The following is a 21,163-nucleotide window of genomic DNA, read 5'->3' as shown; positions in this document are numbered from 1 at the left end:
ATTCGCCATGAGTCTCTTCTCCAGGAAAGTGCCGGACGAGCCCGGTGTGTCCGGCACCGTCCGCCGTCGCCTGCGCAAGCTTTCAGAGGGAAATATCCTGGTTATTGACGCACCGGACATCTCGTTGCGTCTGGCCCGCCAGATCAGCGACGCTAAACCCGCTGCAGTGGTGAACGTCTCGGCCTTTACCACTGGTCGAGTCCCTAACTACGGCCCACAGCTCCTGGCTGAACAAGGCATCGTCCTCCTCGAAGGAATCGGAGAAGATGCAGTGTCGCAGGTCCGGGATGGAAAGTCGGGGCGAGTGTATGAGGATGATCTGTACGTCGGGAAGCAGCTTGTCGGCTCTGGCCGACAGGTAACGGTCGGATACGCAGAGTCTGAGTTTGTGCACGCCCAGGCGGATTTGGCCGAGCGGATGGGGGATCTCGCGGATAACTTCGCGGCGCATGCTTCGGCGGAGGCGCCGTTGCTATTGGACGGGCTGGGAGTTCCGGACGTCGAGGAGGGAATCCGCGGTCGCAAAGTGGTCATCGTTGGTCCGGGGGAGGGCGCGGCGAAGACCTTGCACGATCTTCGGAACTTCATTGCTGAGTTTTCCCCGGTGCTCATCGGTGTGGACTCGGGTGCGGACACGGTGCGCAAGGCCAAGCACACCCCGACCATCGTGATCGCCACTCCGACTCTGGTGGAGGAAGAGACGCTGCTGTGCGGCGCGAAGCTCATCGTCCCGGCGGCCACCGATGGAACCGCTGAGGGGCTGGAGCGGCTGGAGCAACTTGATGTCCAAGGCGTGACGTTCCCCGCACTGACGGAGTCTGCAACGGATCTTGCCTTCATCCTGGCCGGTCACCTGGAGGCAGAGATGGTCGTCAACGTGGGAGATCCGGTGGATCTGGAGACGCTTCTCGACGACGCCTCCGACCCTGCGCTGCCCTCCGCCGTACTCGCTCGTTTGAAAGTCGGCGGAAGGCTCGTTGACGGCAGTGTGGTGGCATCGTTGTATCGCATTGACCGGTCCGGCTTCGGTGTTGCGTGGGCGATCCTGGTGGCGTTGGTGGCTATCGCAGCGATCGTCGTGGTGGTGGGTTCAACCGGCGACGGCTCATTTGCGGAGAACTTGGCCACGTCATGGTCGAGCTTCACTGACTGGATCAGTGGGTTGTGGAGTTAAGTAGGCCAGATTGATGTGCCCTGGTCAGTCGGCGCACTGTTTCCGGCCCGTTAATTCCTTGTTGTGGGTTGTGGCACCGGGTGTAAAGCGGTTTAGGCTGAAGGCCCGTCATACGTTTACTACGGCGGGAGCGGCGAAACATGCAGCGCACAACCAAGCACATCATTGTGACCGGAGGCGTCGCCTCCTCACTCGGTAAGGGCCTCACCGCCGCCAGCCTCGGGCGATTGCTCGCGGACCGTGGCCTGAATGTCACGATGCAGAAACTGGATCCGTACCTCAACGTTGATCCAGGAACCATGAGTCCCTTCCAGCACGGTGAAGTTTTCGTTACCGGCGATGGCGCTGAAACTGACCTCGACCTCGGCCACTACGAGCGATTCCTGGACGTGAACCTCACCGCTGGCGCCAATGTCACCACCGGTGGTGTGTACTCCACCGTCATCGCCCGTGAGCGCCGCGGCGGCTACCTCGGCGGCACCGTGCAGGTCATCCCGCACGTCACCGACGAGATCAAGGCCCGAGTGTTGGAACTGGCTAACCCGGAAACGGACGTGGTCATCACTGAGATCGGCGGCACCGTCGGTGACATCGAGTCCCGCCCGTTCTTGGAGGCGGCCCGTCAGCTGCGCCATGATGTCGGCCGAGAGAACGTCTTCTACCTCCACGTCTCCTTGGTGCCGTACCTCGGACCGTCGAAGGAGCTCAAGACCAAGCCCACCCAGCATTCGGTCGCGGAACTGCGCTCCATCGGCTTGTCTGCGGACTGCCTGGTCTTACGCACGGACCGGGAGATTCCCCAGGGCATGAAGGACAAAATCGCCTTGATGTGTGACGTGGACGTGGAGGGCGTGATCTCCTGCCCGGACGCCCCGTCGATCTACGACATCCCGGAGGTTCTGCACGAGGAGAAGCTCGACGAGTTTGTCATCCGTCGCCTGCGCCTGGAAGCCGAGCATGAGCTCGACTGGAGCGCCTGGGGCGAATTGCTGGATCGGGTGCGTAACCCGGAGGGCACCCTGCGCGTGGGCGTCGTTGGCAAGTACGTCGAGGTCCCCGACGCGTACCTCTCTGTCGCTGAGGCAGTGCGCGCCGCCGCCTTTGCTCACCGCATGGAAGCGGACGTCGTGTGGGTGGATTCGGACAAGCCGCATGATCTTGCAGGCTTGGATGCTGTGGTCATCCCCGGTGGTTTTGGTGGCCGCGGCGTCGACGGCAAGGTCGATGCGGTCCGCTACTGCCGTGAGAACTCCATTCCGATGCTGGGCATCTGCCTGGGACTGCAGTGCGTCGTCCTCGATGCTGCCCGCGCAGCCGGCCTAGAGGGAGCAACCTCCACCGAGTTCGACCCAGAGACCGACTACCCAGTCATCGCGACGATGGAAGAGCAGCTCGAGGCTGTGGCCGGTCGCGCCGACATGGGCGGCACGATGCGTCTGGGCAATCAGACCGCGAACTTGCTGAAAGGTTCGGTCGTGGCTGAGCTCTACGGCTCGGACACCGCTGTGGAACGCCACCGCCACCGTTATGAGGTCAACAACCGCTACCGGGACCTGGTTGCCGAGGCGGGGCTGGTTGTCTCCGGTACGTCGCCGGACGGGTCTCTGGTGGAATTTGTCGAGTACCCGAAGGACGTTCACCCGTTCCTCGTTGCTACTCAGGCGCACCCGGAGTACACCTCCCGCCCGACTCGTCCGAACCCTCTGTTCCTCGGTCTGATCGAGGCGGCCGTGGACCGGAAGGCCGTGACGCAGTAGAACTGACCTATGGCTCACGAGTTTGAGGTTGTCGGTTCTGAAATTCTGGTGGAAAGCCCGATCCTTGCGCTGAGGCGCGATCAGGTGGTGATGCCGGGAGGATCTGTGGCAAGCCGCGAGATCGTGGAGCACTTTGGTGCCGTCGCGGTTGTCGCTGTCGACACGGAGGGACGAGTTGCCACCGTGACTCAGTGGCGCCAGTCCGCCGGTCGCCGTCTCATCGAGGTACCTGCAGGGCTGTTGGACGTGGCCGATGAGGCTCCGCTCACCGCGGCTCAGCGGGAACTTCAGGAGGAGTCTGGAATCACCGCTGAGCGCTGGTCGCTGCTGGTCGATATGTTCACCTCTCCGGGCTTCGCAGAGGAGGCCGTCCGGGTATACCTCGCAGAGGGTCTGTCAGTCGGGGAGAGGCCCGTGTCTGAGGACGATGAGGAATCCGAGATGGCCCTCGACTTCATTCCTTTGGATGACGCCCTAGCCATGATCATGGACGGACGGATCGTCAACGCGATCGCCGTCGCTGGCATCCTCGCAGCCGCCCGGGTCATCGAAGGAAAGGCTTCTAGGCGCTCGCCGGATGTCCCGTTTGAGATCCGGCGGGAGAGTCTAGGTAGGCGTCGTAAGGCGGCTCTGGGAGCAGGAGCGAACCTGAAGCAGGTGCCCGCCGATGATTGAGTCGACGGCGCAGGCGTTCCTCGACCATATGTTGGTCGAGCGCGGCGCCAGCGAACATACGTTGGGCGGGTACCGGCGGGATTTGACGCGATATCGCGGGTATCTCGATCAGATTGGGCGCGACACCCTCGATACGGTGACGGTCGCCGACATCGAAGCATTTCTTGAGCAGCTCCGCCGTGGCACTGATGAGGTCAAGCCGATGGCGGCCAGTTCGATCGCACGATCGCTCTCGACGGTTCGGGGGCTCCACAAGTTTGCCGTCGCAGAAGGACATGCGCGTGACGACGTCGCCTCCCGTGTCCGCGCCCCCAAGACCCCAGGGCGCCTTCCGAAGGCGTTGAGCATCGATGAGGTCTCCAAGCTGATCGACTCGGTGCCCACCGGCGAGCAGGCTGAGGTGGCCGATCTCCGAGATCGCGCATTGGTGGAATTGTTGTATTCGACCGGCGCTCGTGTCTCAGAGGTGACCGACCTCGATATCGATGACCTCTCCCGCGACGACGGCCTCGTGCTGCTGCACGGCAAAGGCGGCAAGGATCGACTCGTGCCGGTGGGACGTCCTGCGATGGCAGCAGTTGATGCTTGGCTAGTGCGCGGTCGGCCCACATGCGTGCGCCAGAATTCCCCGCATTCCCTCCTGCTGAACTCGCTCGGCCGTCGGCTCTCACGGCAGTCGGCAGGCAATATCCTTGCCGATCTTGGCAAGCGTGCAGGGTTGACAGGCGCCTCATCCCCTCACGTACTGCGCCATAGTTTCGCTACGCATCTGTTGGAGGGTGGCGCGGACGTTCGAGTGGTGCAAGAACTGCTCGGGCACTCCTCGGTGACCACCACGCAGATCTACACAAAGGTGACCGCAGAGACGCTTCGCTCGGTGTGGGGACAAGCACACCCGCGCGCCGACGTCCGGTAAATGCCTGAAATGGGTACAGTTATCGGGAGAAAGTGGATCGGGAACGGGCGGTTAGCCCCGGTCTGCGAATCGTCAAGGTAGAAGGGTTGATTGTGGCCAAGGATATGTCCCCCGGCGGCAAGGAGCGGGTCGGGCTCACCGGCAGGCCGTTCCGGGATCTTCCGGAACCGAAGCCGTTGGACAGGCATGGCCCTGCCACGGTCATCGCAATGGCGAATCAGAAGGGCGGCGTCGGTAAGACGACTTCGACCATCAACCTCGGGGCTTCCCTCGTGGAGAACGGGCGCAAGGTTCTGCTGGTCGATCTCGACCCGCAGGGCGCGCTGTCTGCCGGCCTCGGTGTGCCGCATGAGGAACTGGACGTGACTGTCTACTCGCTCATCATGGACCCCTCGCTGGACTCCCGTTCGGCGGTGCAGCCCACGGTGGTGGAGGGGCTCGACCTATTGCCGGCAAACATCGATCTGTCCGCTGCAGAGATCCAGCTCGTCAATGAGGTTGGCCGCGAGCAGGCTCTCGGACGCGCGCTTCGACCGCTGATGAAGGACTACGACTACATCATTGTCGACTGCCAGCCTTCGCTCGGACTGCTGACGATCAACGCCCTTACTGTGGCCGACGGTGTCATCATCCCGATGGAGTGTGAGTACTTCTCACTCCGTGGTCTTGCCTTGCTGACTGATACCGTGTCGAAGGTCCAGGACCGGTTGAACTTCAACCTCGACGTCGTCGGCATCCTGGTCACGATGTTCGATCGCCGCACCACCCACGCGCGTGAGGTGATGGAGCGCCTCCTGGAGGTGTTCGGTGACAAGGTCTTCGACACCGTCATCACCCGCACCGTGCGTTTCCCGGAGACCTCTGTCGCCGGTGAGCCTGTCACCACCTTTGCTCCGAACTCTCAAGGCGCGGAGCAGTACCGTCATCTGGCCCGTGAGGTCATCGAGCGAACCGGACATTGACACTGTGACGGGCACCGAGCCGGAGGACAGCCCGGGCACTGGTTTTCAGGTGGAGCTCGACGGCTTCACTGGACCGTTCGACCTTCTGCTGCAATTGATCGGCCAGCGGAAGATGGACGTCACTGAGATCGCCCTCGCGGCCGTCACTGATGAGTTCATCGCGTACACCAGGGGCCTTGACGCACGAGGTGCCCTCGATGAGGTCACCGAGTTCCTCGTCGTCGCCGCAACTCTCCTGGACCTGAAAACCGCCCGGCTGCTCCCGCGCGGAGATGTCGATGACGAAGAAGACCTCGCGCTCCTTGAAGCCCGCGACCTTCTCTTCGCTCGTCTGTTGCAGTACCGCGCCTACAGCCGGGTAGCGGACATGTTCGCCGGGTGGCAGCGAGACGCCCCGCGCCGTTATCCGCGATCGGTCGGCCCAGAGCAGGCTTTCATGGACCTTTTGCCGCCGGTGACACTCAACCGCACCGCCGATCAGTTCGCGGAGTTCGCGGCGGCGGTGATGCGTCCGAAGCCGCCGGAAGAGGTGGGCATTGGGCACTTGCACATCACGCACGTGTCCGTGCCGGAGCAGGCAGGTCTGCTCCTGGAGCAGCTCCGCATCGCTGGCGCTGGTAGTTGGATCGGATTCAGGGCGTTGACGGCGAGCCGGACTACGTCGATTGAGGTCGTCGGAAGTTTTCTGGCAGTGCTTGAGCTCTATCGGGCCAAAGTCCTTGAGACTCGCCAGGACGAGCCGCTGGAAGAAATCTTCGTCCAGTGGACCGGTGCAGACGCTGATCCTGCGGTGGTCGCCTCGGCGAATTGGAGCTGACCGCGACGGTATTCTCGCTACAACCGAAAGGTCTTCCCGAGGACCCACGGGCGAGTGCAGGGTGTCACAGCAACTGCGCCTAGGCTTTTATCCATGACCGACCCAGCTGTGCCTCCCGTGTCCTCTTTGCGTGCCCGCGTCGAGGCGATCGTGCTGGTCGTCGATGCGCCGGTACAGGCTGAGGCCATTTCCTCTGCGCTTGATGAGGACACGTTGGCGGTCCGTGCGGTGCTCGATGAGATTCGCCGGGAGTTTGACGCCCGAGGTAGCGGATTCGACCTGCGGGAAACCATTGAAGGTTGGCGCCTTTATACCCGTCCGGATCATGCCGCGGCGGTGGAGAAGTTCCTCCTCGACGGCACGCAAACCCGGCTCTCCCGCGCCGCGTTAGAGACGCTCGCCATCGTCGCGTACCGCCAGCCGGTGACTCGCGGGCAGGTCTCGGCGGTGCGCGGAGTCAATGTCGACGGCGTCATGCGTACGCTGCTGGCCCGCGGTCTGGTCGCTGAGGCAGGGGAGGAGCCCACCACCGGCGCTCACCTGTACATCACAACCGAGCTTTTCTTGGAGCAGTTGGGGATCGAGTCGCTGGAGAGGTTGCCAGATCTTGCACCACTGCTTCCCGACGTCGACCTCATCGACGAACTCTGACCTCACATCGGACCCATTTCGCGGATTAACCACCGTGACTTGAACGATGTTCAGTACGGTGGTTTTTCATGCGCGACATCACCGCCTACGACGCAGCCCACGTCTGGCACCCCTACGGCCCATTGCCCAGCCCGGTGCCGGCGTTGCCGGTGGCATCGGCCTGTGGCACCACACTCACGCTCGCAGATGGACGCGAACTTATCGACGCCATGAGTTCCTGGTGGGCCGTCGCCCACGGTCACTCCCATCCACGGCTGGTCGAGGCTGCAGTTTCTCAAGCGAAGACTATGAGCCACGTGATGTTCGGCGGTCTGACCCACGAACCGGCGGTAGATCTCGCCCGGCAGTTAGTCGACATGACGCCGTGGCCACTGCAGAAGGTGTTTTTCTCCGACTCTGGCTCTGTCGCTGTCGAAGTAGCTGTGAAGATGGCACTGCAGTACCAACAGGCCACTGGCAATGGTGGCCGCACGAAACTGCTCACGTGGCGCGGCGGCTATCACGGCGACACTTTTGCCCCAATGAGTGTGTGCGACCCAGACGGTGGGATGCATTCGCTGTGGCGGGGCACCCTCGCTGAGCAGATCTTCGCGCCGGTGCCCCCGGACCGCGGCGCAACCGACGAACAGATCGACACCTACCTTGCCCAGTTTGAGTCCTGGGTGACTGGAGAGGTCGCCGCAGTCATCATCGAACCGGTCGTTCAAGGCGCCGGTGGCATGCGGTTCCACGATCATGCGCTTGTCGCCGGCATCCGCCGTATCTGTGACGAGCATGATCTGGTTTTCATCGCAGATGAGATCGCCACTGGCTTCGGACGTACCGGCGATCTGTTCACCACCGCCGCGGCAGGGGCGTCGCCGGACATTCTGTGTGTCGGCAAGGCCCTGACGGGAGGATTCATGTCCTTGGCCGCCACCCTCACCACCGATCGCATTGCCACGGAGATCTCTCGCGCCCACGGCGGGATCATGCATGGCCCCACCTTCATGGGCAACCCCCTCGCCTGTGCTGTCGCAGCAGAGGCCATGCGCATCATCGGCGACGGCACCTGGCGCCAGGACGTTCCCCGAATTGAAGCAGCCCTCACTACCGGCCTGGAACCGCTCCGCGGCAGGGACGGTGTCGCCGATGTCCGAGTCCTCGGTGCCATTGGAGTCGTCGAGATGGACGACCCCGTCGACATGGCCCGCGCGACCGAGACCTCCGTTTCCCACGGCGTGTGGCTGCGTCCCTTCGGACGGCTGGTCTACACGATGCCCATGTACGTCAGCACCGACAATGAGATCGCCCAGATCTGTCGGGCCATCGAAGAGGTGGCCCGATGAGCATCACGATCATCACAGGTACAGCTACGGATGTGGGGAAGACGGTGGTGACGGCTGGAATCGTCGGGAAGCATTTGTCAGAAGGCGCTCTGCCGCACGTCATTAAACCGATTCAGACCGGTGAGCCAGACGGGCACGGCGACCTGCGCACCATCGCGGATCTCACCGGGCTGCCGCAAACGCACCTCCACGAATTCATTCGGTACCCCGAGCCACTGGCGCCCGCGACCGCCGCGCGCCGGGCAGGGATGGACACCCTCTCGCTTCCCGACGTCTCCCACCGCATCACCACCCTCGCCGCTAATGGGGACCCCGTTCTAGTGGAAGGTGCAGGCGGACTACTCGTGAGAATGGGGGACTGGACCATCGCAGATCTGGCAGTGGAGTTGGGTGCGCCGATGATCGTGGTGACCTCTACCGGCCTGGGCTCACTGAATACCGCCGAGCTCACGGTTGAGGCGTGCCGACACCGTGGAATCGACGTGGTGGGATTGGTTGGCGGATCCGTGCCCGCAGTGCCCGACCTGGCTACCACCTGCAACATCACCGACCTGCCGGATCTCACCGGCGTGCCAGCTCTAGCCTGGATCCCAGAGGGTGCCGGACAACTGCCACGCGAGCAGTTCCTCGCAGCCGCGCCGGGCTGGTTCCGGTGATCTAGGCGACACCGGCTAATGTCTTCCGAGACAAAACATCCGCGCCAAACAAGGACGGTCTGCCATGACAATTGAGGCCAATAAGCAGCTGATCAACGGTGTTGCCAAGCGTGCCGGCAAGCCGCTGATGGACGCAGTGATCGGCAGTCTGCAGGAGACCGATCCGTTGTTTTCCCTGTCTGACCCCAGGTCGCTGGAATTGCTCCTGGCCAGGCTCAACGATGTCACCCGTGCCGGCGATCAGGCCGTGAAGACTGCGGCGAATGACGGAGCGCTCAAGCCAGGTGCAGCAACTGCGCACCTGGTCTCGGACGTCTATAAGAAGAACGCCAAGGGCAAGTTTCGCTACAACCGCACCATCTCCAGCGTCCGAGAGATCTTCGAGCCGGCAGCTCAGAACCGGCTGGAGGAGCTGCGAACGCAGGACCGACTGGGATAATTCCCAGAATTCCTGGTTGGACTCAGGTTCAGCAGGTCGTAGACTGGAGTGACTTGTGCGCAGTTCGCGCACTTACATCGAAATATCGAAGGACACTAACAGTGACTCCCCCCGCTCGCCGAGATGGCACACCGGACAAGAAGGGCAACCGTGGCGCCAAAGCCGAACGCCCTCAGAAGAAGGACAAGCCCCGCGCCTCAGACACGTATGTGTCGCAGGCCCGCCCCGCACGCCGCCAGCACGTCGATGTCGATCGTTCTAGCGACTCCGAGGGCGAAGGCATCCGCCTCCAGAAGGTACTGGCTCAGGCAGGCGTTGCCTCCCGCCGTACCGCAGAAAAGCTGATTGAACAGCGCCGCGTCGAGGTTGACGGGAAGATTGTGACCCGTCAGGGCATCCGCGTCGACCCTGATGCCGCAGTCATCCGCGTCGACGGTGAGCGCATCGCTGTCAATGACAAGATGCAGTACTTCGTGCTGAACAAGCCCCGCGGCGTTCAGTCGACGATGAGTGATGACCAGGGTCGTCCCTGCGTCGGCGACATCGTCGGTGAGCGTCTGTCCGCCGGACAGCGTCTGTTCCACGTTGGTCGTCTGGATGCGCAGACCGAAGGTCTGCTCCTGCTGACCAACGATGGTGAGCTGGCAAACCGCCTGACCCACCCGCGCTACAACGTGACCAAGACGTACCTGGCCACCGTCATCGGCGAAATGTCCGAAAAGGACGTCCGCACCCTGATGAATGGCATCGAACTGGACGACGGTCCGGCAAAGGCCGACTTCGCCCAGCTGATCGACGTATGGCAGGGCCGTACCATCGTTCGCATCGAGCTCCATGAGGGACGCAAGCACATCGTCCGTCGCCTGCTCAAGGCTGCCGGATACCCCGTGCAGCAGCTCGTGCGCACCAAGATCCACACCGTGCAGCTCGGTGAGCAGACCCCGGGTGCAATCCGGGCGCTGAACCGCGCTGAGCTCGCATCGCTGTACAAGGTGGTCGGACTGTGACCGACACCAACAATCTCCAGGAGGAGACCATGATCGAACGCGTGCTCGTCGCTATCGACGGGCCCTCCGGTACCGGCAAGTCCACCGTCGCTCGGGCAGTCGCCGAGGCACTGGACGCCCGCTACTTGGACACCGGTGCGATGTACCGAGTCGCGACCCTCTGGGTGCTGCGCAAGGGCATCGACCCCACTGACACCAAAGCAGTCATCGAGGCAACCTCGACTCTGCCGCTGATGATCTCTGACGATCCGCAGACTTCTACGGTGCTTCTCGACGGCGAGGATGTCTCCGCCGAGATCCGCGGCGCCGAGGTCACTCGCAATGTCTCCGCGGTCTCCGCTGTCGCTGAGGTTCGCGAGAACCTCGTGGAATTGCAGCGCGAGCTCGCAGGTGCAGAGGAATTCTGCGTCGTCGAAGGCCGTGACATTGGCACCGTCGTGTTGCCGGACTGCCCGGCAAAGGTCTTCATGACCGCCTCCCCGGAGGTCCGCGCCCGTCGCCGGTTCGTTCAGGACCAGTCCGCTGGCCGCGACGTCAATTACGACGATGTGCTTGCCGACGTAATTCGTCGCGATGAGCTCGACTCTTCCCGTGCAGTGTCTCCGCTGCGCCCGGCCGAGGACGCAGTCCTCGTCGATACGTCCGAGATGACCGTTGACGAAGTCATCGAGCGCATCCTTGACGTGGTCGGCGAAGGCTACCCGGGACTCTTCATCGATGACGAGGAGTTGGAGACTCTCGAGAACACCGACCACGAGTCCGCTGACGAAGACGAGATTCTCTCGGCACCTGAGTTTGTCGATCCGGAACTGGCGCTGGACGAGACTCTCGCCAGCCACGAGGACACCATCGCCGATGCCATCGAGCGCGCCGAGGCCGGCGAGTTCGACGGTGACGACGAGGACTGGGAAGCACTCGAGGAAGCCTTCTCCGCTCTTGGCATGGACGCCGAAGAGGACGAGGCTCTTCCGACTGTCGCCATCGTCGGTCGCCCGAACGTGGGCAAGTCGACCATGGTCAACCGCTTCATCGGCCGCCGCGAGGCTGTCGTCGAGGACTTTCCGGGCGTTACCCGTGACCGCATCAGCTACATGGGTGACTGGGGTGGACGCCGCTTCTGGGTCCAGGACACCGGTGGCTGGGATCCGGACGCCAAGGGCGTCCACGCCGCGATCGCCCGCCAGGCGGAGGTCGCAATGGAGACCGCCGACGTCATCATCATGGTCGTCGACACCACCGTTGGTGTGACCGCCAGCGATGAGGCCATGGCACGTCGCCTGCAGCGCGCGGAACAGCCGGTCATTCTCTCGGCAAACAAGTTCGAGTCCGATTCCCAGCTTGGCGACGTCGCCGAGTTCTGGAGCCTCGGCCTCGGCGAGCCGCGCCCGGTCTCTGCACTGCATGGCCGCGGCAACGCGGATGTCATGGACATCATGCTCGCTTCCTTCCCGGAGGTGCCGCGTGCCGCAGCGCTGCCGGTGGGCCCGCGACGGGTCTCGCTCGTCGGTAAGCCGAACGTGGGCAAGTCCTCGCTGCTGAACAAGCTGACCGGTGAGAACCGTTCGGTGGTCAGCGACGTTTCCGGTACCACCGTGGACCCGGTCGACTCGATTGTTGAGCTCGACGAGGAAGTTTGGCGCTTCGTCGATACCGCCGGTCTGCGCAAGAAGGTTCGGCACGCCCGCGGACACGAGTTCTACGCATCACTGCGTACGCACGCCGCGATTGATGCTTCTGAAGTTGCCATCTTCCTGGTGGACTCTTCGGAGCCGGTCACCGAGCAGGACCAGCGCGTGCTGCGCATGATCCTCGACTCCGGTCGCGCACTCGTCATTGCCTACAACAAGTGGGACCTGATGGACGACGACCGTCGCGACCTGTTGGAGCGCGATATTGACCTGCAGCTGTCCCACGTCCCGTGGGCGCGACGCGTCAACATTTCCGCGAAGACCGGCCGTGCGCTGCAGAAGCTTGAGCCCGCAATGATTGAGGCTTTGAACAGCTGGGACAAGCGCATCCCGACGTCCCGTCTCAACACCTGGCTCCGCAACATCCTCCAGCAGACCCCGCCGCCGATGCGCGGTGGCCGTCTGCCGCGTGTGCTGTTCGCGACGCAGGCTTCGACGCGTCCTCCGGTGATCGTGTTGTTCACCACGCACTTCCTGGAGCACGGCTACCGTCGCTTCCTCGAGCGCAAGCTCCGCGAGGAGTTCGGTTTCGAGGGCTCGCCGGTCCGAATCGCAGTGCGAGTGCGAGAAAAGCGCAAGCGCAAGTAGGGAAGATGGTGAAAGCCCCTCGGTAACAAGTCGGCCACGGGGCATTGCAAGTCTGTCCCTGGTCGTGCACAGTGAGGTACTTCTGAATATGTACCGGGGGAGATCCAGACAGGGAGTGAATCTTGGCGAATCAACGATTTGGTGAAGGTTCGTTCGGCGATGACGATGAGGCAACGCGCTATTTCGGCGCGGCAGACTCCTCGGGAAAGTCGAACGACGATGCCGCGACGGAATTCATCGGTGGCGATAGCCGTCCCGGCGACGACGAGGCCACCCATTTCTTCGGTGGACCACAGAACGGCGACCAAGAGACGCAGTTCTTCGGTGATAACTCCGCATGGGGCAACACCGGGACGTCTGCTGCAGATCAGCCTCCGACCCCTAACCAAGGCGGCCAGGGAGGTCAGTACTGGGCCCCGCTAAGCGGAGACGAGCAAGGCTACAGCGACTCTGATTTCGCGCCGACGGGCTCAAATGCCGCGGCGACGGGTGCAGCAGGAGGGGGATACCCTCCGCAGCAGCCTCCGTACCAGCAGCAGCCTGAGCCCGCCGGCAACGGCGGTGGCGCCGCTGGTGTTGTCAAGGGTCTTTCGGCCAAGGGCATCATCGGCATTGTTGCTGCGGTGATCATCATCGGTCTGCTCATCTGGTTCTTCGTGGGTTCCGGAAACGATTCCCCAGAGCCCGCCGCCCCGGTGGAGACCACCACCGAGGCGCCGCCTCCCGAGGAGACTGTCGATCCGAATGCGCCGAGTCCGATTGAGGGCGAGATGGATCGCCTGCGCCAGGAGCTGGATAACCTCCGTGAGGATCCGCCGAGCATCCCGGGTCTCCCGGGCGCTGAGGTCATCGAGCAGGTCATCCCCGAGGCTGCCGGCAAGTCCCCGGCCGAGGTGGAGTTGAACCTGCGCCGGTTGGGTTTCTCCAACGTCAGCGTTGTTGACGCCAATGGCGCACCGGTGAGCTACTCCCTGGAGTCTGTGACCGGCTCGGTCGCCCAGATCGACCCGCCTTCAGGTTCGGGAGTCGCCACCGACACACCGGTGACGATTACCCTCCGTTAACCGCTCTTTTTATGGTTGACCTGGTGATTCGCCTAGGCGAATCACCATGATGTAACCTGTGGAAGTTGCCGAAAGGCAGCGGCGGACTGTGGCGCAGCTTGGTAGCGCACCTCACTGGGGGTGAGGGGGTCGCAGGTTCAAATCCTGTCAGTCCGACCATCTGGCCCGTGCCTGATTCCAATGGAATTAGGTGCGGGCCATACTCATGCCTGCACTTTCAGGCTTATACTGCCGCAATGAGTGAGACACCTGATCGCGGTCCCTTTTTTCACGGGACAAAGGCGGAATTGAGTCCAGGGGATCTGTTGACCTCTGGGCACCGGTCGAATTACCGGCCCGAGGTCATCATCAACCACATCTACTTCACTGCGCTGCCTGCAGGTGCTGGCCTCGCCGCAGAGATAGCCGCTGTCGACGGCTCACCGCACGTTTATGAAGTCGAACCCACCGGGTCCTTCGAAGATGACCCGAACGTCACCGGCAAGAAGTTCCCGGGCAATCCCACTCGCTCGTACCGCAGCACCGAGCCCATTCGAGTGATTCGGGAAGTGCAGGACTGGACTCGACTCACCTCAGAAGCCCTGCAGGAGTGGCGTGGGCGTATCGCAGCGATTCGCACTGACCCCACTGCCGAGATCATCAACTGAGGCGCCCAGCACGGGCGGTGGTGGGGCGGTGCTCTCAGTACGCCGACCAGACATACTGAGAGCCGACCTGAATCCGCTAACCCTTGAAATAGATCATCTGGTGGGAGCTGACCAGCAGATTGCCGTCAGCGCTCCAGATTCTGGCCGTCTGGTCACCAAGACCGTTGTGGAACCGGGAAGCCTCTGCGGTGCACAGCAAGTCGGGTCCTAGCGCTGTGATTTCGTCAGGTGAAGCGTGGAAGTACAGCGTCATCGTGACCGTTCCTGCAGGAACGCCCGCTCCCGCGCGGATGTACACGCGGGGGAAGAAGGTGTCTGCAGCGGCACCGAGTGATGGGTAGTCCCAGTGGCGTTCGATCGACTGGCGCAGCCAATACGTCGAAACGGTGGATCCTCCCGTGGTTCCCTCCGGACCGGGAACGATTCCGTCAGCGAAACGCATTTCGTAGTTGCCGGCCCACGCCAATACTGGCGGGAACGGTGCCACCTGAAGGTCCTCCGGACCCGGCACTTGCGGGGGAGAGGCCTCGATGGTCGACAAAGTGTCGCGCTCTACTGCGAACAACGCAGTTGCCGTGGCGCAGACCTTCCCGTCCTGGGTGATCGTGGCAGTCCAGTGCTGGTTGGTCCGATTGGTCCGCACCGGGGCGTAGTCGACCGTGTACTCGCCATCAGCCAGTGGTGCTGCGAAGTTGAGAGTCAGCGACGCAGGTCGGCCGAAGGCCTCAGGATCCGTCTGAATGATGTTGAGGACCGTCGCTACTGTCGCGCCGCCGAACGGGCCCACCATGTTTCCCCACTCAGGTCGGGTTGAGGCGGTGGCGGTGCGGTCGGTGCGGGAGACGTCGTAAAGCGTCTCAATGGGGTGGGTCATGCAGGCGCCTCCGTGGACTGGTGAATCTGAAGAAGGTTGCCGAAGGAGTCGTCGAAGACAGCTCGAATGAGCCCCGGCATCTCTTGGGGCTCGACGGTGAAACGGACGCCGAGAACGCTGAGTCGATCGAATTCGGCACGGACGTCATCAACTTCGAAGCTGTTCATCGGGATGCCGTCATTGAAGAGGGCCTCCTTGAAGGGGCCGACGGCCGGGTGGTTGTCCGGCTCCAAGACAATCTCGGTGCCGTCCGGATCGTCCGGGGACACGACGGTCATCCAATAAGTGTCGCCACCGAACGGAATGTCATGCTTCTTCTGAAAACCGAGCACATCGACGTAAAAGTCCGCAGCCGCGCGCTGATCGGGCACGAAGATACTGGTCATGCCGATACGCATCAGCGGACCACGATTCCGTCGGAGTCTGCGTAGACGTAGTCGCCGGTGGACAAGGTGACGCCGCCGAGCATGACGGTGACATCCCGCTCGCCGTCACCGGTCTTGGAAGACTTTCGCGGATTGGTGCCGAGCGCCTTGCATCCAAAGTCCATCTCACCAATGAGCTTGGAGTCTCGGACGGCGCCGTTAACGATCACACCGGCCCAACCATTGTCTTTGCCCAGACCCGCAATAACGTCGCCGACCAGGGCTGTGTGCAAAGAACCTTCGCCGTCGATGACCAGTACGCCCCCGTCAGAGGGCTCGGAGAGAATCGACTTCAGCAGAGCGTTGTCCTGGAAACAGCGAACCGTGGTGACGGGGCCGTGGAACTCCACTGAGCCACCGATATCACGGAACTGGAGGTCGCAGGAACGCACGTCGTCACCGATCTCGTCGACTAGGTCGGCGGTGGGGATGAACTCGGTCATGGTTTTCCTTTCGCAGTGCTTTCACGGTTGTGCCGTAGAACACCTCAAACTTTGCCAGAACAGCTGGATGCTCAGGTGCGTTAGTCTTGACTGGTTGAAATTGATCCGGGCACATGCTCGGTACACCCAGGTGGAAGAAGGTTCCGTGGCTGGCATGAATTGGTTCTGGAAGGCTCTCGGCGGTAAGCAGAGCCGCGACCAGAAGCGTGGAGTGGCGCTCGTTTCCCAGGCTGCCGACCTGGAGGCGCAGATGCGGGAGGTCGGACTTCCTGAGCTCTCAGCGCTTGCCCGGGAGCAAAAGGACGACACCACAGCGCTTCTGGCGATCCTCCGTGAGGTTGCTCAGCGCACCATCGGATTGCGGCCGTTCGATGTTCAGTTGCAGGGCGCACTCCAGTTGCTTGAGGGCGACGTTGTGGAGATGGCAACCGGTGAGGGCAAGACTCTTTCCGGTGCACTGGCTGCGGCAGGCTATGCGCTGCGTGGCGACCGCGTGCACAACATCACGGTGAACTCGTACCTGGCAGGCCGTGATGCCGAGTGGATGGGCCCGCTGTTTCGTGCGCTGGATCTGACCGTTGGCTCTATCGACGATCTGGATGAGCCGGAGACTCGCCGCAAGGCCTATGCCTGTGACGTTGTCTTCGTGGCGGTCAACGAGTTGGGCTTCGACGTCCTGCGTGATCGAGGTGTCCTCGACGTCTCAGAGCGCGTGATGTCTCCGGCTCGGGTGGCGATTGTCGATGAGGCTGACTCGGCGCTCGTCGACGAAGCGCTGGTTCCTTTGGTGCTTGCTGGTGCAGAGCCTGGCAGCGCCCCGACCGGCCACATCACCGATGTGATTCGACGTTTGCAGAAGGGTGAGGACTACACGGTCGATGAGGGACGCCGGAATGTCTTCCTCACTGAGACCGGAGCCCGGCGTGTGGAGCGGATCCTTGGTATTGGCTCGCTGTACGACGCAGAGCATGTGGGAACCACCCTGGCCCAGGTTAACGTCGCGCTGCACGCCCGTGAACTGCTGCTTCGCGACGTAGACTACATCGTCCGAGACGGCAAAGTTGCGCTTGTCGACGGTTCCCGCGGCCGTGTCGCGGACCTGCAGCGATGGCCAGATGGACTACAGGCTGCGGTTGAAGCGAAAGAAGGTCTTGACGTCTCCGAGGGCGGTCGCGTCTTGGATTCGCTGACCATCCAGCAGCTCATGGGTCGGTACCCGATCACCTGCGGCATGACCGGTACTGCCGTGAAAGCAGGCGATCAGCTCCGCGAATTCTATGGGCTCAAGGTTTCTGTCATCGAGCCGAACGTACCGCGAATTCGCGTGGACGAAACCGATCGCGTGTACGCCACCAGTGATGACGCTCACCAAGCAGTGATCGACGAGATTGTTCGTGTGAACGGGACTGGCCGCCCGGTGCTGGTTGGAACCAGAGACGTCGCGGAGTCCGAGCGGTTGGCGTCTGATCTAGAGATCAGGGGAGTCACCCCGGCAGTGCTCAATGCGAAGAATGATGAGTTGGAGGCCGCAGTCATTGCTCAGGCCGGCGCTCCCGGCCGCGTGACCGTGTCGACCCAGATGGCCGGACGTGGGACGGATATCCGGCTTGGCGGGGCCGATGAATCGGCCCGTAACCAGGTTGTGGATCTAGGTGGGCTGTGCGTGATCGGTACCGGTCGGCACCGTTCTTCGCGTCTCGACGGCCAGCTCCGCGGCCGTGCCGGTCGCCAGGGCGACCCCGGGTCTTCTGTATTCATCGTCGCGCTTGACGACGACGTGGTACAAGAAGGCGGCGCCGGTGAGGAACTGGTGGTGCAGCCAGGTGAGGATGGCCGGATTGAGAGCCGACGTGCTGTCGACTTCATCGATCGGGCACAGCGCGTGACTGAGTCGACGATGTTGTCCATCCATGCGACGACGTGGAAGTACAACAAGTTGATCGGCGACCAGAGGGAGATTCTGGACGAGCGTCGAGAGCGACTGCTGACCACAGAGTTGGCCTGGGAGGAGCTGTCAGAGAAGGCCCCGGATAGAGCCGCAGAGATCGAGCGAATCGCCGGTCGTGAGGCAGGCGTTGCTGCTGCGCGCAGAATTATGTTGCACCACCTCGATCGCGGCTGGTCCGAGCATTTGGCGGACCTCGACGATCTGCGAGAGTCAGTGCACCTGCGAGCTTTGGCTAAGGAAAGCCCCATTGATGAGTTCCACCGTGCGGCCATTGCAGCCTTTAAGTCGCTTGCGTCTGATGCGGTGGGGAAGTCCGTCGAGAGCTTCCTGAGCGTCGCAGTGACCCCGGAAGGTGTCGACTTCGAAGCTGAGGGACTCGGCCGACCGACGTCGACGTGGACGTACATGGTCAACGACAATCCGCTCTCCGGAGGCTCCAGCATCGGCTCAATCGCTGAGATGTTCCGTTAAGCTAAGTCACATTTTCATCACATTCATTTGTCTTCGTGCAGGTCATGAACGGGCTTCGTGAACACGGACTCAGATGAAGCGGCATAACGGGGAGTTGCGTCCCTCAGGCCCCGCCTTGGGGGGCTATGATTCATAAGGAATCCGTACGTATCAATATCCCGGAGGAATGGACAAATGAGCGAAAACACCGGCAAGCCCGAGGCCTCGGTTGAAACCACCTCGGTCTTTCGCGCCGACCTGCTCAAGGAAATGGAGTCTGGCGCCGTAGCGGAGCCCGCTATCTCCGGTGTCGAGGGTCTGCCCGAGGGCGCGGCGCTGCTGGTCGTGAAGCGTGGACCGAATGCCGGTTCCCGTTTCCTTCTGGACCAGGCCGTGACGACCTCTGGTCGCCACCCTGACAGCGACATTTTCCTTGATGACGTCACTGTCTCGCGTCGCCACGCAGAGTTCCGTATTAACGAGGACTCCTTTGAGGTTGTGGATGTGGGATCCCTGAATGGTACCTATGTGAACCGCGAGCCGAAGAACTCCGCCGTCCTGAGCAACGGTGACGAAGTTCAGATCGGCAAGTTCCGTCTGGTGTTCCTCACCGGTGCAACCTCCGCTGAGTAAACACAGTGGCCGCTGTACCATCTGAACGTCCATCGCCGGCCCCATCACGGGGTCGTACGATGACGATCGGCGCGGTTCTCAAGGACCTTCAGCAGGAATTTCCTGAGATTACTGTGTCGAAGATCCGTTTCCTCGAGTCTGAGGAACTGGTCTTTCCCGCTCGGACTAGCTCCGGGTACCGCAAGTACACCCAGTCTGATGTCAGTCGTCTGCGGTACATCCTTACGTTGCAGCGGGACAACTACCTTCCTTTGAAGGTGATTAAGGAACAGCTCGAAAGTCAGTCCTTGGGTGGTTCTGCGGTGACACCACTGGTCAGCGCAGAGCAGTTCCGACCTCTCTCCGACACCCGCATGACTCGTTCTCGTTTAGCCACTGAGGCCAACATTGATGAGAACTACGTCAGCGAACTGGAGAAGGCAGGATTGCTGGTGTCGGACGCCTATGGCGAGTTCGATGCCGACAGCGTGATGATCGCGCACACCGCCGGCCAGCTTCGGGTGTACGGTATCGACTCCAGGCACCTTAAATCGGTTCTGCAAGCGGCCTCGCGGGAAGCTGACATCATCGGTCGTGCGGCTGCTCCTACGGCGAAGTCTGGAAAAGATGACGCCAAGCAGAAGGCCGAGGAAATGATGCGAGACATGACGGCCATGATGGTTAGCCTGCATGGTGTGCTCGTGAAACGTCAGGTCAACAGGGACATCGGATAGCGAAGGGATCGACAATGGATATTCTCGTTGAAGTCGACGTACGCGGAATCTTCTTCCACGCTCCCGCGGGGGACCCTGTTTTGCTCCTCCACTCCCCAGAGGCAGACCGGCTGATCCCGATTTGGTTGTCGCCGGCGGACTCTATGAAGTTTGTCGATGGAACCGGTGATTCGGTTCGGCGGCCAGGCGGAGCCGAGGCTTTGACTGACTTGGTCGAACGCCTCGGCGGAACCATCGACCGGATGGAGATCACTGGCTGTCATGAGGGTGTGTTTATCGCTTCGCTGATCATCGCGAATGTCGGTGACGGTGATGAAATCGACCTGGACATGCGGGTTTCCGAGGCTGTGGCTGTGTGTGCCGAGACTGAGGCACCGATCCTGATCGATCAGCAGATCATCGACACGGCCTCCGTGCCGGCGTCTGCCTTTGAGAATCGCGACGACGACGTGGCCGAAGGTGAGGCACAGCAGCAATCGGTCGACGAGTTCATGCAGTTCCTCGATTCCGTTGACGCAGCAGACTTCCTCACGCCCCCGGACTCCCCGGACAATGGTGACGGGCCTGAGCGCTCCTAAAATAGCCTGGTGTCCGGCGTGTCGCCGGGTACAGTGGTGTCAATGATCTAACCTTGTCGAGGAATGAACGACACAGGTGTTATTTCTTCTGGCACCATTTCAGCGTTATTGGAGCGAATATGACTGACCACACCGGACCGGAGGGCGTGCAGGAATCCCTGTTCGAGCTCGGGCATGATGATGCCGAGGTCGGCTACCGAGTCCCCACCGCCATTCAGGCTGCGGGAATTACGTACCGCCAGCTCGATTACTGGGCCCGCACCGGACTGGTCGAGCCGTCGATCCGTGACGCACACGGTTCCGGTTCACAGCGTTTGTATTCGTTCCGGGATATCCTGGTCCTGAAGATCGTCCGTGGTCTCTTGGACACCGGCATTTCTCTTCAGAACATCCGCCTGGCGGTGGATCGTCTGAGCGATCTTGGTGTTGATGACCTCGCCACGATCACCCTAGTCTCGGACGGTCGTACCGTGTACCAGTGCCGTTCCAATGAAGAGGTCATCGATCTGCTCAATGGCGGGCAGGGTGTCTTCGGCATTGCGGTGCCGGGCATTCTCCGTGAGCTGGCTGGTGACATCGTCAAGTTCCCCTCCGAGCGTATCGATGGTACCCCGCAGGTGGAGACCATCGACGAGCTCGCTGAGCGCCGGAACCGCCGCAGCAGCTGACCTGATACAGACCGAACCCCCGGATGTGCTCCAACATCCGGGGGTTCGATCAGCTTCTTGGG

22 protein-coding genes and 1 tRNA gene are annotated in these 21,163 nt (G+C 62.0%); 20 read left to right on the top strand and 3 right to left on the bottom strand.

All coding sequences use genetic code 11. The features are described from left to right. Positions 1–7: 7 nt before the first annotated feature. The 15 genes from steA to arr all read left to right on the top strand — a co-directional run bounded on the left by steA (position 8) and on the right by arr (position 14,369). Entirely contained in the window at positions 8–1,174 is a 1,167-nt protein-coding gene (steA, locus tag YWU_RS0111290) for a putative cytokinetic ring protein SteA (RefSeq protein WP_027020562.1), read from the top strand. A 140-nt stretch (positions 1,175–1,314) separates the two neighbouring features. Beyond that, the gene (locus YWU_RS0111285) at positions 1,315–2,931 is read left to right on the top strand and encodes a CTP synthase (protein ID WP_027020561.1); all 1,617 of its coding nucleotides are present in this window, start codon (positions 1,315–1,317) and stop codon (positions 2,929–2,931) included. Between the two features lie 9 nt (positions 2,932–2,940). Beyond that, complete coding sequence (locus tag YWU_RS0111280; RefSeq protein WP_027020560.1) at positions 2,941–3,606, top strand: NUDIX domain-containing protein; 666 nt, start codon at positions 2,941–2,943, stop codon at positions 3,604–3,606. Beyond that, the gene (locus YWU_RS0111275; RefSeq protein ID WP_027020559.1) at positions 3,599–4,522 is read left to right on the top strand and encodes a site-specific tyrosine recombinase XerD; all 924 of its coding nucleotides are present in this window, start codon (positions 3,599–3,601) and stop codon (positions 4,520–4,522) included. The genes YWU_RS0111280 and YWU_RS0111275 overlap by 8 nt, the downstream gene beginning before the upstream one ends. A gap of 104 nt (positions 4,523–4,626) precedes the next feature. Further along, on the top strand, positions 4,627–5,484 hold the full coding sequence (locus tag YWU_RS0111270) for a ParA family protein (protein WP_027020558.1): 858 nt from the start codon (positions 4,627–4,629) through the stop codon (positions 5,482–5,484). After that, positions 5,447–6,301, top strand: a complete 855-nt coding sequence (locus YWU_RS0111265; protein WP_420805315.1) for a segregation and condensation protein A — start codon at positions 5,447–5,449, stop codon at positions 6,299–6,301. Before YWU_RS0111270 ends, YWU_RS0111265 begins: the two co-directional genes overlap by 38 nt. A 93-nt stretch (positions 6,302–6,394) precedes the next feature. Beyond that, the gene (gene scpB, locus YWU_RS0111260) at positions 6,395–6,952 is read left to right on the top strand and encodes an SMC-Scp complex subunit ScpB (protein WP_027020556.1); all 558 of its coding nucleotides are present in this window, start codon (positions 6,395–6,397) and stop codon (positions 6,950–6,952) included. A gap of 68 nt (positions 6,953–7,020) precedes the next feature. Continuing rightward, on the top strand, positions 7,021–8,280 hold the full coding sequence (locus tag YWU_RS0111255) for an adenosylmethionine--8-amino-7-oxononanoate transaminase (protein WP_027020555.1): 1,260 nt from the start codon (positions 7,021–7,023) through the stop codon (positions 8,278–8,280). After that, positions 8,277–8,936: a dethiobiotin synthase gene (bioD, locus tag YWU_RS0111250; RefSeq protein ID WP_027020554.1), complete on the top strand. Its 660-nt coding sequence runs from the start codon at positions 8,277–8,279 to the stop codon at positions 8,934–8,936. Before YWU_RS0111255 ends, bioD begins: the two co-directional genes overlap by 4 nt. Positions 8,937–9,000: 64 nt before the next feature. Then, the gene (locus YWU_RS0111245; protein WP_027020553.1) at positions 9,001–9,375 is read left to right on the top strand and encodes a hypothetical protein; all 375 of its coding nucleotides are present in this window, start codon (positions 9,001–9,003) and stop codon (positions 9,373–9,375) included. A gap of 101 nt (positions 9,376–9,476) precedes the next feature. Beyond that, positions 9,477–10,382: a pseudouridine synthase gene (locus YWU_RS0111240; protein ID WP_027020552.1), complete on the top strand. Its 906-nt coding sequence runs from the start codon at positions 9,477–9,479 to the stop codon at positions 10,380–10,382. 29 nt (positions 10,383–10,411) lie between these two features. Further along, a complete protein-coding gene (gene der, locus YWU_RS0111235; protein WP_084142120.1) occupies positions 10,412–12,658 on the top strand; it encodes a bifunctional cytidylate kinase/GTPase Der in 2,247 nt (748 codons plus the stop codon). A 122-nt stretch (positions 12,659–12,780) separates the two neighbouring features. After that, the gene (locus YWU_RS0111230) at positions 12,781–13,722 is read left to right on the top strand and encodes a PASTA domain-containing protein (RefSeq protein ID WP_027020550.1); all 942 of its coding nucleotides are present in this window, start codon (positions 12,781–12,783) and stop codon (positions 13,720–13,722) included. Between the two features lie 82 nt (positions 13,723–13,804). Further along, positions 13,805–13,881: transfer RNA gene (locus YWU_RS0111225), tRNA-Pro, on the top strand. Positions 13,882–13,958: 77 nt separating this feature from the next. Next, on the top strand, positions 13,959–14,369 hold the full coding sequence (arr, locus tag YWU_RS0111220) for an NAD(+)--rifampin ADP-ribosyltransferase (RefSeq protein WP_027020549.1): 411 nt from the start codon (positions 13,959–13,961) through the stop codon (positions 14,367–14,369). 76 nt (positions 14,370–14,445) lie between these two features. Here the strand turns inward: arr and YWU_RS0111215 are convergent, their stop codons facing one another. The 3 genes from YWU_RS0111215 to rraA are packed head-to-tail and all read right to left on the bottom strand — an operon-like array spanning position 14,446 to position 16,111. Continuing rightward, entirely contained in the window at positions 14,446–15,243 is a 798-nt protein-coding gene (locus tag YWU_RS0111215) for a thioesterase family protein (protein WP_027020548.1), read from the bottom strand. Then, positions 15,240–15,641 carry a VOC family protein gene (locus YWU_RS0111210; protein WP_027020547.1) on the bottom strand — a complete coding sequence of 134 codons (402 nt, stop codon included), beginning with the start codon at positions 15,639–15,641 and terminating at the stop codon, positions 15,240–15,242. Before YWU_RS0111210 ends, YWU_RS0111215 begins: the two co-directional genes overlap by 4 nt. Next, entirely contained in the window at positions 15,641–16,111 is a 471-nt protein-coding gene (gene rraA, locus YWU_RS0111205) for a ribonuclease E activity regulator RraA (RefSeq protein WP_027020546.1), read from the bottom strand. Before rraA ends, YWU_RS0111210 begins: the two co-directional genes overlap by 1 nt. A gap of 145 nt (positions 16,112–16,256) precedes the next feature. Here rraA and secA2 point away from each other — a divergent pair, with 145 nt between their 5' ends. The 5 genes from secA2 to YWU_RS0111180 all read left to right on the top strand — a co-directional run bounded on the left by secA2 (position 16,257) and on the right by YWU_RS0111180 (position 21,101). After that, on the top strand, positions 16,257–18,530 hold the full coding sequence (gene secA2, locus YWU_RS0111200; RefSeq protein ID WP_027020545.1) for an accessory Sec system translocase SecA2: 2,274 nt from the start codon (positions 16,257–16,259) through the stop codon (positions 18,528–18,530). A gap of 174 nt (positions 18,531–18,704) precedes the next feature. After that, positions 18,705–19,142, top strand: a complete 438-nt coding sequence (gene odhI, locus YWU_RS0111195) for an oxoglutarate dehydrogenase inhibitor Odhl (protein ID WP_027020544.1) — start codon at positions 18,705–18,707, stop codon at positions 19,140–19,142. 59 nt (positions 19,143–19,201) lie between these two features. Beyond that, positions 19,202–19,855 carry a transcriptional regulator FtsR gene (gene ftsR / locus YWU_RS0111190; RefSeq protein WP_051260295.1) on the top strand — a complete coding sequence of 218 codons (654 nt, stop codon included), beginning with the start codon at positions 19,202–19,204 and terminating at the stop codon, positions 19,853–19,855. A gap of 14 nt (positions 19,856–19,869) precedes the next feature. Beyond that, positions 19,870–20,433, top strand: coding sequence for a bifunctional nuclease family protein (locus YWU_RS0111185; protein ID WP_027020542.1), 564 nt, complete (start codon positions 19,870–19,872; stop codon positions 20,431–20,433). Positions 20,434–20,552: 119 nt separating this feature from the next. Further along, positions 20,553–21,101 carry a MerR family transcriptional regulator gene (locus YWU_RS0111180; protein WP_027020541.1) on the top strand — a complete coding sequence of 183 codons (549 nt, stop codon included), beginning with the start codon at positions 20,553–20,555 and terminating at the stop codon, positions 21,099–21,101. The last annotated feature ends 62 nt before the right edge of the window (positions 21,102–21,163 follow it).

Origin of the sequence: Corynebacterium sputi DSM 45148 (assembly GCF_000427865.1) — a bacterium.
GTDB classification, from domain to species: domain Bacteria; phylum Actinomycetota; class Actinomycetes; order Mycobacteriales; family Mycobacteriaceae; genus Corynebacterium; species Corynebacterium sputi.
The sequence above is the reverse complement of the archived record's forward strand: the minus strand, read 5'-3'. Positions and strand labels throughout refer to the sequence as shown.